13 protein-coding genes are annotated in these 16,286 nt (G+C 66.0%); 8 read left to right on the top strand and 5 right to left on the bottom strand.

Features of this window, described 5'->3' with window-relative positions:
* Window positions 1–31: 31 nt before the first annotated feature.
* Window positions 32–3,742, bottom strand: a complete 3,711-nt coding sequence (locus V7060_RS12935; protein WP_334179662.1) for an indolepyruvate ferredoxin oxidoreductase family protein — start codon at window positions 3,740–3,742, stop codon at window positions 32–34.
* A gap of 226 nt (window positions 3,743–3,968) precedes the next feature.
* Here V7060_RS12935 and V7060_RS12940 point away from each other — a divergent pair, with 226 nt between their 5' ends.
* The 6 genes from V7060_RS12940 to V7060_RS12965 all read left to right on the top strand — a co-directional run bounded on the left by V7060_RS12940 (window position 3,969) and on the right by V7060_RS12965 (window position 8,706).
* Entirely contained in the window at window positions 3,969–4,532 is a 564-nt protein-coding gene (locus V7060_RS12940; RefSeq protein WP_334179745.1) for a tetratricopeptide repeat protein, read from the top strand.
* A 52-nt stretch (window positions 4,533–4,584) separates the two neighbouring features.
* On the top strand, window positions 4,585–6,315 hold the full coding sequence (gene ggt, locus V7060_RS12945) for a gamma-glutamyltransferase (RefSeq protein ID WP_334179663.1): 1,731 nt from the start codon (window positions 4,585–4,587) through the stop codon (window positions 6,313–6,315).
* 57 nt (window positions 6,316–6,372) lie between these two features.
* Window positions 6,373–6,558 carry a hypothetical protein gene (locus V7060_RS12950; protein WP_334179664.1) on the top strand — a complete coding sequence of 62 codons (186 nt, stop codon included), beginning with the start codon at window positions 6,373–6,375 and terminating at the stop codon, window positions 6,556–6,558.
* A gap of 121 nt (window positions 6,559–6,679) precedes the next feature.
* Window positions 6,680–7,591, top strand: a complete 912-nt coding sequence (locus tag V7060_RS12955) for a restriction endonuclease (RefSeq protein ID WP_334179665.1) — start codon at window positions 6,680–6,682, stop codon at window positions 7,589–7,591.
* A gap of 331 nt (window positions 7,592–7,922) precedes the next feature.
* Window positions 7,923–8,153 (top strand): DUF1653 domain-containing protein, encoded by a 231-nt coding sequence (locus V7060_RS12960; RefSeq protein WP_334179666.1) that lies wholly within the window; start codon window positions 7,923–7,925, stop codon window positions 8,151–8,153.
* A gap of 7 nt (window positions 8,154–8,160) precedes the next feature.
* The gene (locus V7060_RS12965) at window positions 8,161–8,706 is read left to right on the top strand and encodes a DUF1697 domain-containing protein (protein ID WP_334179667.1); all 546 of its coding nucleotides are present in this window, start codon (window positions 8,161–8,163) and stop codon (window positions 8,704–8,706) included.
* 105 nt (window positions 8,707–8,811) lie between these two features.
* On the opposite strand, the gene V7060_RS12970 is transcribed toward V7060_RS12965, so the two are convergent.
* From V7060_RS12970 to zwf, 4 genes are all read right to left on the bottom strand, one after another.
* Window positions 8,812–10,536 (bottom strand): ExeM/NucH family extracellular endonuclease, encoded by a 1,725-nt coding sequence (locus tag V7060_RS12970; RefSeq protein WP_334179668.1) that lies wholly within the window; start codon window positions 10,534–10,536, stop codon window positions 8,812–8,814.
* 187 nt (window positions 10,537–10,723) lie between these two features.
* Entirely contained in the window at window positions 10,724–11,242 is a 519-nt protein-coding gene (locus V7060_RS12975) for a c-type cytochrome (protein ID WP_334179669.1), read from the bottom strand.
* A 167-nt stretch (window positions 11,243–11,409) separates the two neighbouring features.
* The gene (pgl, locus tag V7060_RS12980) at window positions 11,410–12,123 is read right to left on the bottom strand and encodes a 6-phosphogluconolactonase (RefSeq protein WP_334179670.1); all 714 of its coding nucleotides are present in this window, start codon (window positions 12,121–12,123) and stop codon (window positions 11,410–11,412) included.
* Window positions 12,124–12,210: 87 nt separating this feature from the next.
* A complete protein-coding gene (gene zwf / locus V7060_RS12985) occupies window positions 12,211–13,689 on the bottom strand; it encodes a glucose-6-phosphate dehydrogenase (protein ID WP_334179671.1) in 1,479 nt (492 codons plus the stop codon).
* A gap of 123 nt (window positions 13,690–13,812) precedes the next feature.
* Between zwf and V7060_RS12990 the strand changes: the two genes are divergently transcribed.
* Window positions 13,813–14,562: a GntR family transcriptional regulator gene (locus tag V7060_RS12990; protein ID WP_334179672.1), complete on the top strand. Its 750-nt coding sequence runs from the start codon at window positions 13,813–13,815 to the stop codon at window positions 14,560–14,562.
* A gap of 472 nt (window positions 14,563–15,034) precedes the next feature.
* On the top strand, window positions 15,035–16,286 hold a 1,252-nt coding region (locus tag V7060_RS12995; RefSeq protein WP_334179673.1), incomplete at its 3' end, for a Calx-beta domain-containing protein.

Raw genomic sequence — 16,286 nt, forward strand, 5'->3', positions numbered from 1 at the left:
AAGAAAACCCCGCCGGAGCGGGGTTTCCTGTTTATGCGGCCTGCACGATATGCAGTGACTTCGGGTTGCGCCACAGGCCGAGCAGTTCCGCCTCGCGCGCCTTGGCGGCGTGCTGGTGTTTTTCCTTGACGTGGCCGTAGCCGCGGATGTGTTCGGGGATGCTGGCGATCTCCACCGCCAGGCACAGCCTGTCGCCGTCCAGCGACGCCAGCAGCTCGTCCACCGTCCTGCCGTAGTCGGCGATCAGCTGGCGCTCGCCTTTGCGTTCGTCGGTGTAGCCGAACACATCGAACGTGCCGCCGCGCAGGAAGCGCAGCTTCGCCAGCATGCCGAACGCCTTGAACATCCACGGCCCGTATTCCTTCTTCATCAGGCGGCCGTGCGCGTCCTTCTTGGCGAACAGCGGCGGTGCCAGATGGAAGTGCACCTCGTAGTCGCCGTCGAACTGCTGCTGCAGGCGGCGCTGGAAGTCGCCGCTGGTGTACAGGCGCGCGACTTCGTACTCGTCCTTGTACGCCATCAGCTTGAAGCAATAGCGGGCCACGGCTTCGGTCAGGGCGGTCGAACCGGGTGCCTTGATGTTCTCCGCGGCGCGCACCTTCGCCACCAGGTCGGTGTAGCGACGCGCGTAGTCGGCGTCCTGGTACTCGGTGAGGAAAGCCGTACGGCGCGTGATCAGTTCGTCCAGCGAGCGCGACAGGCGCAGGTCGTCCAGCGGCAGGAACGCGACGGTGTCGCCACCGCCGCCGGCGCCTTCCGGCAGGCCGCGCAGTTCGCTTTCGTTGCCCGGATTGCGTGGCGCCGCATTCGCGCCCCACTCGGTGCTTTCCCATTCGCCCGGTGGCAGGATCTGCAGCGTGCCCGGCGTGCGCTCGCTTTCGGTCTGCGCGTTGTGGATCAGGCCGGCGGCTTCCTGCACCGCCAGCGGATTGACCACGGCCAGGCGACCCCAGGCGAACGCGGTCTTGTTCATCTCGATGGCGGCGCCATTGAGTTCGACCGCACGCATGATCGCGTCGTACGAAATCGGCACCAGACCCTGCTGCCAGGCGTAGCCCAGCATGAAGAGGTTGCTGCCGATCGCGTCGCCGATCAGCGCGGTCGCGATCTGCGTGGCATCGACCAGCATCGGTTCACGGCCGCCGAGGGCGACCTTGACGCCTGCCACGATGTCGGTGGCCGGGAACTGCATGTCCGGATGCGTGGTGAACGTGCCCGGCATCGCCTCGTAGGTGTTCAGCACCACTTGCGAGCGCTCGCCGCGCACCTTCGACAGCACCCAGTAGTCGTTGACCACCACCATGTCGCAGCCCAGCACCAGGTCGGCTTCGCCGGCGGCGATGCGCACGGCGTGGATGTCTTCCGGCGTGCGCGCGATGCGGATGTGCGTGGTCACCGCGCCGCCCTTCTGCGCCAGACCGGTCTGGTCGAGCACGCTGGCGCCCTTGCCTTCCAGGTGGCCGGCCATGCCGAGCAGCGCACCGATGGTCACCACGCCGGTGCCGCCGACGCCGGTGATCAGGATGTTCCAGGGCTGGCCGAGGTCCGACTTGAATGCCGGCGCCGGCAGCGATGCGAGCAGGTCCGCGGCATTGGCCTTCTTGCCCTTGCGCGGCGTGCCGCCGTGCACGGTGACGAAGCTGGGGCAGAAGCCGTCGACGCAGCGGAAATCCTTGTTGCAGTTCGACTGGTCGATCTCGCGCTTGCGGCCGAACTCGGTCTCCTTCGGCAGCACCGACACGCAGAAGCTCTTCACGCCGCAGTCGCCGCAGCCTTCGCAGACCAGCGTGTTGACCATCGTGCGCTTGGCCGGATCCGGCAACTTGCCGCGCTTGCGGCGGCGGCGCTTCTCGGTGGCGCAGACCTGGTCGTAGATCAGGATGGAGACGCCCTTCACCTCGCGCAGGCGGCGCTGTACGTCGTCCAGCTCCTTGCGGTCGAAGAACTCCACGCCGCTCGGGAACAGTTCGCGCTTGCTCCACTTGCGCACGTCGTCGCTGACCACGGCGATCGTGTCCACGCCCTCGGAGCGCATCATGTGCGCGATCTGCGGCACCGACAGCGTGCCGTCCACCGGCTGGCCGCCGGTCATCGCCACCGCGTCGTTGTAGAGGATCTTGTAGGTGATGTTCACCCCGGTGGCGACCGACTGGCGCACGGCGAGCGAACCGGAGTGGAAGAACGTACCGTCGCCCAGGTTCTGGAAGACGTGCTCGGTTTCGGTGAACGGCGCCTGCCCCGACCACGTCACGCCTTCGCCGCCCATGTGGGTGAAGGTGTCGGTGTCGCGGTCCATCCACGTCACCATGTAGTGGCAGCCGATGCCGCCGAGCGCGCGCGAGCCTTCCGGCACCACCGTCGAGGTGTTGTGCGGGCAGCCGCTGCAGTAGTGCGGCACGCGGGGGAAATTGGCGCGCGGCAGCGCCATCTCGGCTTCCTTCTCTTCCATCCAGCGCAGGCGCTGCTCGATGGACTCGGTCGTGAAGAAACGCTGGATGCGCTTGCCGATCACGCCGGCGATGGTGGCCGGGGTCAGCTCGCCGGTGGACGGCAGGATCCACTCGCCGCCCTCGTCGTACTTGCCGACGATGGACGGGCGCGTGCCCGTGCTGGCCGGCCAGTTGTAGAAGTATTCCTTCATCTGCCGCTCGATGAAGGCGCGCTTCTCCTCGACCACCACGATGTCTTCCAGCCCCTTGGCGAACTCGGTGATGCCCACCGGTTCCAGCGGCCAGGTCATGCCGACCTTGTAGACGCGGATGCCGATGTCGGCGCAGGCCTGTTCGTCCAGGCCCAGGTATTCCAGCGCCTGCAGCACGTCCAGGTAGCTCTTGCCGGTGGTGACGATGCCGAGCCGCGCGCGCGGCGAGTCCAGCACGATGCGGTCCACCTTGTTCGCCCGCGCGAACGCCTGCGCCGCGGCGACCGCGTACTTGTGCAGGCGCATCTCCTGGTCCAGCGGCGGATTGGGCCAACGGATGTTGAGCCCGCCGGCCGGCATGGCGAAGTCTTCCGGCATCACGATCTGCCGCGCGAACGGATCCACCTGCACCGATGCCGACGATTCCACCGTCTCGGCGATGGTCTTGAAGCCGATCCAGCGGCCGGTGTAGCGGCTCATCGCCCAGCCCACCAGGCCCAGGTCGAGGATGTCCTGCACGCCGGCCGGGTTCAGCACCGGCATCATCGCGCTGACGAACTCGTCTTCCGAGCCGTGCGGCAGCGTCGAGCTGCGGCAGTTGTGGTCGTCCGCCGCCAGCGCCAGCACGCCACCGAACTTCGAGGTGCCGGCGGCGTTGCCGTGCTTGAACACGTCGCCGCAGCGGTCCACGCCGGGACCCTTGCCGTACCACATGGAATACACGCCATCGACCTTGGCGCCGGGGAACAGGTTGGTCTGCTGCGTGCCCCATACCATCGTCGCGCCCAGATCCTCGTTGAGGCCGGGCGTGAACTTCACTGCCGCCGCTTCCAGGTGCTTGCGTGCGCGCCACAGCTCCAGGTCGAAGCCGCCGAGCGGCGAGCCGCGGTAGCCGCTGATGAAACCGGCCGTATTCAGGCCCGCCGCCTGGTCGCGCAGCCGCTGCATCAGCGGCAGCCGGACGAGTGCCTGCACGCCGCTCAGGTAGATGCGTCCGTCGGTGCGCGTGTACTTGTGTTCCAGCGTGTAATCGCTGTCGATCACGCCGATCTGCGGCATGTTGGCGGACGAGGGCGAGGTGAGTTCGGCGGTGCTGGTCATGGCGGGCCCGTGAAAGCGGCTGGCGTGGCCCGAAAACCCCTCGGGCGTGAAGGCGCGCATTGTAACAGCGCCTTTTTCTGTGACGTGCATCACTGCGTCGTTGTGCGTTGCAGCGGTTAGGATGCCGCGGGGGGCTGTTGCAGTCCGGGGGAAATACGTGAAAGCAGGCAAGTGCACACTGCTGGCCATCGTGCTGGCATCGGCGGTCTTTTCCGCGCAGGCACAGATGGTGCCGAAACCGAAAGAGTTCTACTTCGACGACGACCGTGCAGCGGTGCCCGTGGTTGCCGTCACCGGCGCGGAAGGCGATGCGTTGGTCGACCAGTTGGTGAAAGCGCGCGAACGCGGCAGGAAGACGGTCGAGGCCACGGCGCAGCTGGCGCATATCGCCACCAACGATGGCCGCAAGGACCTGGGTGTCCAGCTGTACCAGCAGGCGCTTGGCAGCACGCAGTCGGGCGGCAGCCTGTGGCGTTCGATCAGCTGGAACTACGGGTGGGATCTCTATCGCCTGGGCGAACACCAGGCTGCATTGCAGCAGTGGGTGCCCCTGGTCAGTGCCGTAGGTGGCGCCTCGTGGGTGCCGCCGACGTTCGCGCTGGCCTTGTGGAAGCTCGGCCGCAAGGAGGAAGCCGTGCAATGGTTCGGCGCAGCCGTGCGCACCGAACCGCTGCTGTGGACCGATGCGCGCAACTACGCGACGCTGTTGCCCGGTTGGCGACAGGAAGACCGCGACACGCTGGCCGAAGTGCTGGGTGCCTGGCAGGCCAGTCCGCCGACCTGGCCGTAACGCGTAAGATCGGCGGATGAAGGCGCGCACCGTGCGCCATCCTCCGTCCACGATGCGTACCCTTGCTTCGCTGTGCCTGGCGACGGCGCTGACCGCCGCCGCCGGTATTCCCGCTTCCGCCGCCGACCGCATCACCGGTCGCGCCTTCGCCACCCGTTCGGACGTCATCGCGCCGCATGCGATGGCGGCCACCTCGCACCCGCTGGCCACGCAGATCGCGCTGGACGTGATGAAGCAGGGCGGTACCGCGATGGACGCGGCCATCGCTGCCAACGCGGCACTCGGCCTGATGGAACCCACCGGCAACGGCATCGGCGGCGACCTGTTCGCCATCGTCTGGGATCCGAAGACGAAGAAGCTGCACGGCTACAACGGCTCCGGCCGCTCGCCGAAGTCGCTGACGCTCGACTACTTCAGGCAGCAGGGCATCACCGATATCCCCGCGCATGGTCCGCTGCCGGTCAGCGTCCCCGGTGCAGTCGATGGCTGGTTCGCCCTGCACGACCGCTTCGGCAAGCTGCCGATGCGCGACGTGCTGGCACCCACCATCCGCTATGCGCGCGAGGGCCATCCGGTCCACCAGACCATCGCCTACTACTGGGAACGCTCGGTGCCGCGGCTGTCGAAGTTCCCCGGCTTCATCGAGCAGTTCACCATCGGCGGCCGTGCCCCGCGCACCGGCGAGATGTGGAAGAACCCCTACTTGGCCGACACGCTGCAGAAGATTGCCGACGGCGGCCGCGACGCGTTCTACAAGGGCGACATTGCGCGCACCATCGATGCGTACTTCAAGGCCAACGGCGGCTTCCTGTCGTACGAGGACATGGCCGCCCATCACGGCGAGTGGGTCGAACCGGTCAGCACCAACTACCGCGGCTACGACGTGTGGGAACTGCCGCCGAACGGGCAGGGCATCGCCGCGCTGCAGATGCTCAACGTGCTGGAAGGCTACGACTTCAGCAAGATTCCCTACGGCAGCCCCGAGCACGTGCACCTGCTGGTGGAGGCCAAGAAGCTGGCGTTCGCCGACCGCGCGCGCTGGTACGCCGATCCCGCGTTCCAGCCGCTGCCCGTCGCACGCATGATCTCCAAGCCGTATGCGCGCGAGCGCGCGAAGCTCATTTCGCCCGACAAGGTGCTGCGCGAAGTAAAGCCCGGCACGCCGAAGGAACTGGAAGAGGGCGACACCATCTACATGACCGTCGCCGACAAGGACGGCATGATGGTCTCGCTGATCCAGTCCAACTACCGCGGCATGGGCAGTGGCATGACGCCGACCGGCCTGGGCTTCATCCTGCAGGACCGCGGCGAGATGTTCGTGCTCAACGGCTGCGAGGGCGCCACGCCGCATCCCAACTGCTACGCGCCCGGCAAGCGCCCGTTCCAGACCATCATCCCGGCCTTCATCACCAGGGACGGCAAGCCGTGGGTCAGCTTCGGCGTGATGGGCGGCGCCATGCAGCCGCAGGGTCACGTGCAGATCGTGATGAACCTGGTCGACTTCGGCATGACGCTGCAGGAAGCCGGCGACGCGCCGCGCGTGCAGCACGACGGTTCCACCGAGCCGGTCGGCAGCGCCAAGGTGATGAGCGATGGCGGCGTGGTGCAGCTGGAATCCGGCTTCCCCTACGAAACCGTGCGTGCGCTGATGGACAAGGGCCACCACGTCGAATGGGCGCTCGGCCCCTATGGCGGCTACCAGGCGATCAAGCGCGACCCGGAGACGGGGGTGTATTACGGCGCGAGCGAGAGTCGCAAGGATGGGCAGGCAGCGGGGTATTAAGGAGGCGCGATGCTGAGGTGCTACTGGTTCAAGACCACTCGTGGTCTCGGATATGGCGTGACCGCTACGTCGGCCACGGTCGCGCGTGATCTGCTCGCGCACTACGGTTATCCACGCCCCGACGAGGAGATCGCCGGCTTCATCGAGGATGTGGCGCTGGACGCCTTGGATGCCTCGCATGTCTTGTCCAACGCGGGGCCCGTGGTGATTCGTGGTGTGTGGTATCCGCGACACAACATCTGAATCGTAGGATGGGTGGAGCGAAGCGATACCCATCATCGCGTCCAATTACTCACCTTGATGGGTATCGCCTACGGCTCAACCCATCCTATGGACCTATCGACATCGAGGAGCGTTCGACGTCATGGCTAAGAAGCTAAGTTATGAAGCCAAGGAGAAGATGGTAGAGCTGGCCGGTGCATGTTTCTGGTACTGGGATGGGTTCTATAGCTTTTTGACCAGCTGTGGAGTTCCCGTAGCAGTCCAGAAGAGATATCCCAGAGAGTCGCACAACAAGTACAGCATGATGCGAGAGATCCTGAACGAGTTGGATCGGTCAGGTAACTCGGAACTCATAAGCTCACTTGCATCAGGCTTCTACCAATTGAAGGGCCCTAGGGATAAAGACAAGCTTGACGTAAATAAGGCGAAATCCTTACTTGCTGAATTCAAAGATGCTATCGGCGACGATCCGATTGACGCAGAGATCAAGCGGCGTGATGCGGAGCGCGCCAAGGAAGTTCACGCTCAATCTGTCTCGGAGCGCAGAGCTGATAGCAAGCGGATGGAAGAGATAAATTCCGAGTTCCTTTCGTTGTCAACCTCGAAAGACGTAACGCCTCAGAATCGTGGCTTCGCCTTGGAGCGCTTATTCTTTCAGCTGCTTCACATATCTGAAGTTGATCACACAAAGCCGTATCGAACTTCAGGAAAAGAGCAGATTGATGGACATTTTCGTTATGAGAAGTTCGACTATCTGGTCGAGGCGAAATGGACCGAAGGTCTTACTAAACAGCCTGAACTCTCGATCTTTGATGGAAAGATCAGAGGCAAAGCTCAAAGCACGCGTGGGTTCTTCCTGTCGGCAAATGGGTTCGATGAAACTGCAGTACAAAAGTACTCGGGCGATTCACCGAGAATCATTTTGATGACAGGTGAAGATCTGGCGCTCGTTCTTGGCGGACAAGTATTGCTAGCAGATGCTCTTAAGGCGAAGGTTGACGCAATCGTTAGGCTCGGGAGCATTCTGTACCCGGTACGCCGGCTGGCGCTCTAAGCCGCATGATGCGTTGAGCGGAGCGATACCCATCATCATGATCTGATCGATGTTCTCGATAGCCAGACCGGTTTCGCCATTGAAGCGGCATCTGGCTCAACATATTCTGAAAACTTGGATCCAATATTGGCCACATGTCCCGAACTTCCAGCTTCATAGGTTGGGTGAACGGAGTGAACCCCAACATCGCAGCGACGAAACATCTACCTGTTGGGCTTCGCAGGCTCACCCCAACCTATCGCTCTTCGCTCCGTCCTTCCCACGAATCAGTTCGTGGACAATGTCCGCGCCGGTGGGCCAAGGCCCACCCTACGAATACGAGGACACCACCATGGCCACACTCCCCGCCATCCCCGAACTCACGCCCGGCCTCTACCGCCACTACAAAGGCAACGACTACGAAGTCGTCGCCGTGGCGCGACACAGCGAGACGCTGGAGCCGGTGGTGGTGTACCGCGCGCTGTATGGCGAAGGCGGGTTGTGGGTGCGGCCGTATGCGATGTTCTGCGAAGAGGTCGTGGTAGACGGCCATACCATGCGTCGCTTCGCGCCGGTCGAGTGAGGCCCGCATGACCACGTATATCGCCCTGCTCCGCGGCATCAACGTCGGCAAGGCCAAGCGCATCGCCATGGTGGACCTGCGCGCGTTGCTGGAGGCGCTCGGCTACACCGACGTCGCCACATTGCTCAACAGCGGCAACGTCGTCTTCAAGGCCGGCAAGGGAACGTCCGCGACGCTGGCGACCGACATCTCGCAAGCCATCGCCACGCGACTCGGCATCGAGGTGCCCGTCATCGTGAAATCGGCGAAGGACCTCGCGGTCATCATGGCGGACAATCCCTTCGCCGACACCGTGACGGACCCATCTCGCCTGCTGGTCGCGTTCACGCCGGACGCCGCCACGTTGGCCAACGTCGACGCCATCGCACCGCACGTAGTCGCGCCCGAACAGTTCCTGGTCGGCACGCACGCGGCCTATCTGCACTGCGTTAGCGGCATTCTGGAGAGCAAGGCGGCAGAAGCGATGCTTGGCAAGGTGGGGAAGGCCGCCACCACGCGCAACTGGGGTACCGTGCAGAAATTGCAGGCGCTGGTGAAGAAGATCGGCGGGTGACGTTTCCCGTCTTGTGGGAGCGACGTCAGTCGCGATGACCTACCGCGGAGGTGTCATCGCGACTGACGTCGCTCCCACAGGAAAAGTTGCTACCTGACGTCCCGCCTACAGATCGAAGCCCAGCAGCAGCGGGTCGTGGTCGGAGCTGCGGTAGGGCACGGATGCGTCGCCATCGGCATAGCCCTGCGCATCCTGTTCGTCGGCATTGATATGCCATTCCGCAGCGCCACGCAGTTGCGTGGCCAGCGACGGGCTGAGCAACGCATGGTCGAGGCGGCCGGTGAGGCCGTTGTAGACGTAGCTGTAGGGCTGCTCGACCTTGGCCTGTCTGAACGCGTCGATCCAGCCTGCGTCGTCGCGCAGCCAGCGCACCGGATCTTCCATCGCGTAGGCGTTGAAATCGCCGAGCATCACCACGCGGTCGCTGCGTGTGCGGGTGGGATCGGTCTTCAGCCACGCGTCCAGGCGCCTGGACGAATCCAGCCGCAGCGCATTCCAGCAGCCGGCGCCGTCCTTCTGGTCGGCATCACCGCCGCTGGCTTCGGAGCAGCCTTTCGACTTCAGGTGATTGGCGACCACGACGAAAGGCTTGCCACCGCCGCGCACGAAAGCCTGCGCCAGCGGACTGCGGCTGCGTTCGCCGAACGGACCTTCCTGCAGTGTGGCCGGCTTGCCGGTGGGCTTCACCTTGTCGCTGCGGTAGATCAGGCCGACGCGGATGGTATCGGGGCCGGGACCCTGCTTCGCATCGACGAATCGCCAGGTGCCGCCGCCGGTGTTCAATGCCGCGACCAGCTGGGCCAGGCTGGAGTCGGCGCCGTAGCCGTCGTTCTCCAGTTCCATCAGTGCGGCGATGTCGGGGTCGAGGCCGCGGATGGTGGCTGTGAGCTTTGCCATCTGCGCTTTCCATTGTTCCGGTGTCTTGGCGCCGCGCTCGGTGGGGAAGCCGCCGCCCTTGCCGTCGCCGTTGAACAGGTTTTCCAGGTTGAATGCGGCGATGCGCACATTGCCGGCGACCTGCGGCGCCGTCGGACGCTGCGGCGCGGCGATCGTCGGTGCGGCGGTGAGTTGCAGGCGCCAGCCACCGGGACGCTGGTCGACGATGCCCTGCACGCCGGTCAGCACGGTGCCGGTACGCAGTGGCTGGCCGGCCTTGACGTACCAGACGGTGGCGGGATCGCGCTGCGTGCTGCCATCGTCCAGCAGCAACGTGCGGCGTGCGTTGTCGGCGGCCAGGCGCCTGGCGTCCTCGCTGCCGGGCACGGCGAGTTCGCTGGGCTGCCACAGCCGGCCATCGAAGCTGGCGATCAGTTCGCCGAAGCGCTCGAGGGTATGGGTGCCGCTGAGGGTGAGCGGGGCATCGATGCGCACCAGCATGCCTTCGTGGCGTTCCCAGTCGGCGGGCTGCGAGGCCAGTACGATGGGTGCGACGTCGCCTTTGCCGCGCAGCTGTATCACCGGCGCATTCAGTGCCGTCAGCGTGTCGTCGCCGCCGGCCTTGCGCTCACCGACGATGCCGCGCACGCGGAGGCGGTCGCCCACGGCGATGGCCGGCGGCGTCGTGCCTTCCTCCAGCGCGACGAAGACCGCGTCGGAGGTCTTCGGATTGCCGTCGCCGGCGTCCTGCACGAAGAAGCCCCCAAGGCCCTCGACGAAGGCGCCGGTAACGACGCCTTCCACCGTGACCGTCTGGCCATCGAGCGGACTGCGCGCACCTTCGCCCTGCACCTGGCCGATGGGGATGACGCGTTCATTCGGCATGGCCGCACAGGCGGGCAGCCAGAGCGAGGCGAGCAGGGCGAGCGTGAGCAGCGAGCGGGAAGACGTCATCGGAGAGCAGCCGGGAAAGCGAGTTGGCAAGGGTAAACGGATTGGGTGACCGGCAGGTTTTCCACGCGAGTCGGGATGGCGCGTTTTCCCTCTCCCCGCGACTACGGGGAGAAGGGAAGCGATGGGCTTCCCGACGCACCAACAAAAACGCCGCCCGGAGGCGGCGTTTCGCGGAAAGCGCTGGGCCTTACTTGCTGTGGGCCAGCATCCAGTCGACGGTGGCGTGCACCTGCTCTTCGGTGAGGGCCGGGTTGCCGCCCTTCGGGGGCATGATGCCGCCGTCGGGACCGGTGAAGCCTTCGATGGCGTGCTTGTACAGCGTGTCCACGCCCTTGGCGGCGCGCGCGCCCATGCCGGCGGCGGTCAGCATCGGGGCTTTGCCGACGCCATTGGTGTGGCAGGCGCCGCAGAGGTTCTTGTAGATTTCGCCGCCGTCCAGCGTGCCGCCGTAGGCGACCTGCGACGAAGCGGCGGCTGCCGCTGCGGCTGCCGCTGCGGCCTGGGCCGCGGCACCGGTTTCACCGGCATAGACCGCACCGGCCGGGGCGATGCGCGCCTCGGTGATCTGCACGGCCTTCGGGTTCACTTCCGGCGGCAGGCTGCCGTGCAGGAAGTACGCGCCGACGATCAGGCCGGCGGTCACCAGCATCAGGAAGCCGATCACCATCGAGAAATGCTTGAGGAATTCGAGGTCGTAGTTACGCACTTTCCACCTTTGGCAGCACGGCCGTGGGGCCGCGCATGGCTACGAAAACAGGGGCCGACGGACAACGCGCTGCGCGATCCAGGCGGGACCGGGCGCCGGAACGCCGCGGGCAAGGGCGCATTATAAGCAGTGAGGCCGTCTTTGCCTCAACACCGGCGCCATTGCGGCTATTGCGTCAGGTACACCTGCAGCGGCGCGCGCAGGACCTGCAGCACGCCGCGGATGGGATAGCCCGCACCGGCACCCTGCCCCGACAGCGCCTGCTGAAGGACCTGCCGCTTTTCGCCGCCCTCGATGTGCAGGTACACGTGGCCGGCATCGCGCAGGACGGGCAGGGTCAGGGTGATGCGGGGTTCGCCGGCACCGGGGGCCTGCATTGGCAGCACGGTCGCGGAGGTCGCGGGGTCCATCGCCTCGGTCAGGCGGTCGCCCCCCGGGAAGAACGAAGCGGTATGTCCATCGCCGCCCATGCCCAGTACGACCACGTCCAGCACGGCCGGCAGATCGGCGGCGACCTCGGCCAGGGCGTCATCGGGGGTGGCGGTGGCGCGATGGAGCGGGACGAAGCGGGCGCCGGCAGCGCCCTGCTGCAGCAGGTGTTCCTTCACCAGGCGCGCGTTGGAACGCGCGTGGTCATCGGGCACCCAGCGCTCGTCCACCAGAGTGACGATGACGTTCGCCCAGTCCAGCGGCTGCCGCGCCAGCGCCTGCAGGAAGCGGCGCGGGGTGGTGCCGCCCGACAGCGCCACGCTGGCCTGGCCGCGTGCCGCCAGCGCTGTGCGCAGGTCGTCGGCCACGGCTTGGGCGAGGGCGGAGGCGACGGTGTCGCCGTCGGGGAACGGGTGCAGCTGGATCTGCAGCGAGAGATCGGTAGGGGGCATGGAACGACTCGGGAGTGGGGGCTTCCCGGGGGAAGGCAGGCCGGCGGATGGCCGGGATCAGGCCCCGCAGGAACGGGGCCGAAGGCGTCAGACGGTGTCTTCGTGCCAGGTGCGGCCGTCGCGTTCGACCAGCGCCACGGCGGCGCTGGGACCCCACGAACCGGCGGTGTACGGCTTCGGCGCGTCGCGCTGGGTGTCCCACGCGGCGAGGATCGGATCGATCCAGGCCCATGCGGCTTCGACTTCGTCGCGGCGCATGAACAAGGTCTGGTTGCCGCGCACCACGTCCATCAGCAGGCGTTCGTAGGCTTCCGGCTGGTGCACGCCGAAGGCTTCGGCAAAGCTCATGTCCAGCGGCACGTGCTGCAGGCGCAGGCCGCCCGGGCCGGGGTCCTTGATCATCAGCCACAGCTTCACGCCTTCGTCCGGCTGCAGGCGCAGCACCAGCTTGTTGCCCATCACCGGGCCAGCGCTGTCCTCGAAGATGGAATGCGGGATCTGCTTGAAGGCGATGACGATCTCCGACACGCGCTCGGACAGGCGCTTGCCGGTGCGCAGGTAGAACGGCACGCCCGCCCAGCGCCAGTTGTCCACTTCGGCCTTCAGCGCCACGAAGGTCTCGGTGCGCGAATCGGGCTTGCCGAGTTCGTCCAGGTAGCCCGGTACGGCGGCGCCGCTGCTGGCACCGGCGCGGTACTGGCCGCGCACGGACAGGTGGGCGACGTCCTCGCCGCGTATCGGCTTGAGCGAGCGCAGCACCTTCAGTTTCTCGTCGCGCACGGCGTCGGCCTGCAGCGCGGCGGGCGGTTCCATCGCCACCATGCACAGGAGCTGCAGCAGGTGGTTCTGGACCATGTCGCGCAGCGCGCCGGAGGTGTCGTAGTAGCCGGCGCGCTTCTCCAGGCCGACGGTCTCGGCGACGGTGATCTGCACGTGGTCGATGCGGCTGGCGTTCCACAGCGGCTCGAACAGGATGTTGGCGAAACGCAGGGCCAGCAGGTTCTGGACCGTTTCCTTGCCCAGGTAATGGTCGATGCGGAAGATCTGGTTCTCCGCGAAGGCGCTGCCGACGGCGTCGTTGATGACGGCGGCGCTGGCCGAATCGTGGCCGATCGGCTTCTCGAGTACCACGCGGGCGTTGCCGGTGTTCAGGCCGTGCGCCCGCAGGCGGTCGCAGATGGCGACGAACAGGGTGGGGCTGGTGGACAGGTAGAACACGCGGATGCGGTCGCCGGTGGTCTGCAGGCGAGCGGCGAACTCGTCCCAGCCTTCGTCCTTGGTGGCGTCCAGCGCCAGGTAGCCCAGCTTCTGCAGGAAGGCCGGCAGCTTGGCCTTCAAGGTCTCGTCGCTGGCGGCGATGCGGGCCAGCGCTTCGCCGACCTTCGCCTGGTATTCGGCATCGCCCTGCTTGTCGCGGGCCACGCCGATGATGCGGCTGTCCTCGGGAATCTGGCCATCGGCGTAGCGCCGCAGCAGGCCCGGCAGCAGCTTGCGCAACGCCAGGTCGCCGGTGCCGCCGAAGATGACGAGATCGAAGGTGTCGACAGGCAGGGTCTTCGCAGTCACGGGCGTCTCGGTGCAGAAGAAGTGAGGGGAAACAATACCACCGCGTTACCATGACATGCCAATAGGCGAGAGGTGGTAGCAGGATTATTGCGCTATTGGTACGTCACTGGTATCTTGATTCGCATGCAAACGAACCTGCTCGAGGAATACCAGCGGCTGCAGACCGGTGAGTCCACCCGGGCCGTGGCCTACCTGCGCCTGCGCCGCGCGCTGCAGAACCTGATGGACGCCGGCGTGCTGCGTCCCGGACAGGCACTGCCCAGCGAGCGCGACCTGGCCCAGTTGCTGGACCTGTCGCGGGTGACCATCCGCAAGGCGCTGGCCGGGCTGATTGAAAGCGGCCTGCTGGTGCAGCGGCAGGGCGCCGGCACCTTCGTCGCCGAGCGCATCCTGCGGCAGTTCTCGCGCCTGACCAGCTTCACCGACGACCTGCGCGAGCGCGGCCTCAATCCGCAGGTGAAGTTCCTGGAGCGGTCCGTGGGCGAGGTGACCCCGGAAGAATCGATGGCCCTGAACCTGTCGCCCGGCAGCGGCGTGGTGCGCATGTACCGCCTCCGCCACGTGGACGGCGCGCCGATCGCCATCGAACGGACGCTGGTGCCCTACGCGCTGCTGCCGGATCCGGACAGTGTGGCGACTTCGCTGTATGAGGCGCTGGATGCCTACGGCCATCGGCCGCGCCGGGCCCTGCAGCGCCTGCGCGCCGTTGCCCTGGATGAAGAGGCGGCCCGCCACCTGGACCTGCCGGTCGGGGCGCCAGGCCTGCTGGTCGAGCGCCGGGCCTTCCTGGAGGACGGCCGGGTCGTCGAATCCACCCGGTCTTACTACCGCGGCGACGCCTACGACTTCGTCGCCGAGTTGCAGAGCGACTGATCTCCCCCGCCGGCCACGCCGGCGATCCCGACATTTCTTTTTCCCTGCTGTCCTGATCTGGACCGGCGGGGTGCGCCCGTTTGCAGGTGATCCGCCTGCCGCTGATCCGTCAAGGCTGGCCTTTAATCGGGCGCGGCGGCATTCTGACGTCGGTTTGCTACTTTTATGTGATGAAGTTCACGCACTTACCTACTGACGTCAACAGGTTGACGTTAAATTAAGGTGAATGTGTAATAAGCATCTCACTTTTATGTGAGCGATGTCCGCTTTACGAAACGAAGTGCGATGTGTGACGTATGCCCGTTCAGGCAGGCCAATCGAGCCGCCGAAGGGTAATGCGACTTTCAAGACAGCCTTGGGGGAGGCAGTCCCGGCTGGCCTTTCTCCCGATCCAGCGTAAGGGACCACCGTGTACGTTTCGACTCAATTCCGTCGTTTGGCCACTAAGAGCCGCTCCACCCTCGCAATAGGGATGCTGGCTTTTTATGGCGCGTTCGCGGCACCCGGCTTCGCGCAGACCCAAGTCACCAATACGGCCAACATCACGCTGCCCACCGGCGTGGTCGATACCAACACGACGAACAACACCTCGAGCGTGACGGTCAATGTGGTCGCGCCGCGCCTGGAGCTGCTCAAGACGGCGAGTGCGGGCAGCTTTACGGTGGGTGTGTCGGCGAGTTACACGCTGCAGGTGTCGAACACGGGCACCAGCGCCACGACGGCGGTGTCCACGGTCACTGACACGATCCCGACGGGTCTGACGCTGGGCACGCTGCCGGCGGGTTGCTCGGCGAGCGGTCAGGCGGTGACCTGCACGGTGGCCAGCGGCCTGGCGGCCGGAGGCAGCACCAGCTTCGTGATCCCGGTGACGCCGACGGCGGCCATCAATGGCGGCTCGGTGACGAACACGGCCACGGTCAGTGGTGGTGGTGACAGCACCTGCCCGGCGGCGGGACGTTGCTCCAGCACGGCAGGTCCGACGCCGATCACGGCGCCGCAGCTGACGATGAGCAAGACGGCCAGCGCGGCCAGCTTCACGGCGGGCACGGCGGCCAGCTACACGTTGTCGGTGCAGAACACGGGCACGACGGCGACGACGGCGGCGGCCACGATCAGCGATCCGATCCCGGCAGGTCTGACGCTGGGCACGCTGCCGGCGGGCTGCTCGGCGAGCGGTCAGACGGTGACCTGCACCGTGGCCGCGGGCCTGGCGGCCAGCGCCACGAGCAGCTTCGTGATCCCGGTGACGCCGCAGAACAGCGCGCACGGTACGACACTGATCAACACCGCCTCGGTCAGTGGCGGTGGTGATGTCGGTTGCCCGGCGGCGGCTCGATGCATCAGCACGGTTTCCACGCCCGTCCAGGCGTTGACGGTCGCCATCGGTGATGCGACGACGGTGAGCGAGGGCGTCAGTCTGGTCTATATCGTGACGCTGATTGGCGGCACGGCGACGCAGGACATCGCTATTCCGGTGACCTATACCGGTACCGCCACCAGCGGTGTCGACTACACGGTGGTGGGCACCGTGACGATTCCGGCCGGTCAGGCGATGGGCACATTGACGGTGCCGACGCTGACCGACACGATCGTGGAAGGCGACGAAACCGTCGTGGCCAATCTTGGTACGCCGTCGCTGGCGGGCGTTGCGGTAAGTGATGCGTCAGGCACGGGCACGATCACGGACGTGGCGCCGACGCTGACGGTGAACATCAGCGGCACGC

The organism is Pseudoxanthomonas sp. (assembly GCF_036845285.1).
GTDB lineage: Bacteria > Pseudomonadota > Gammaproteobacteria > Xanthomonadales > Xanthomonadaceae > Pseudoxanthomonas_A.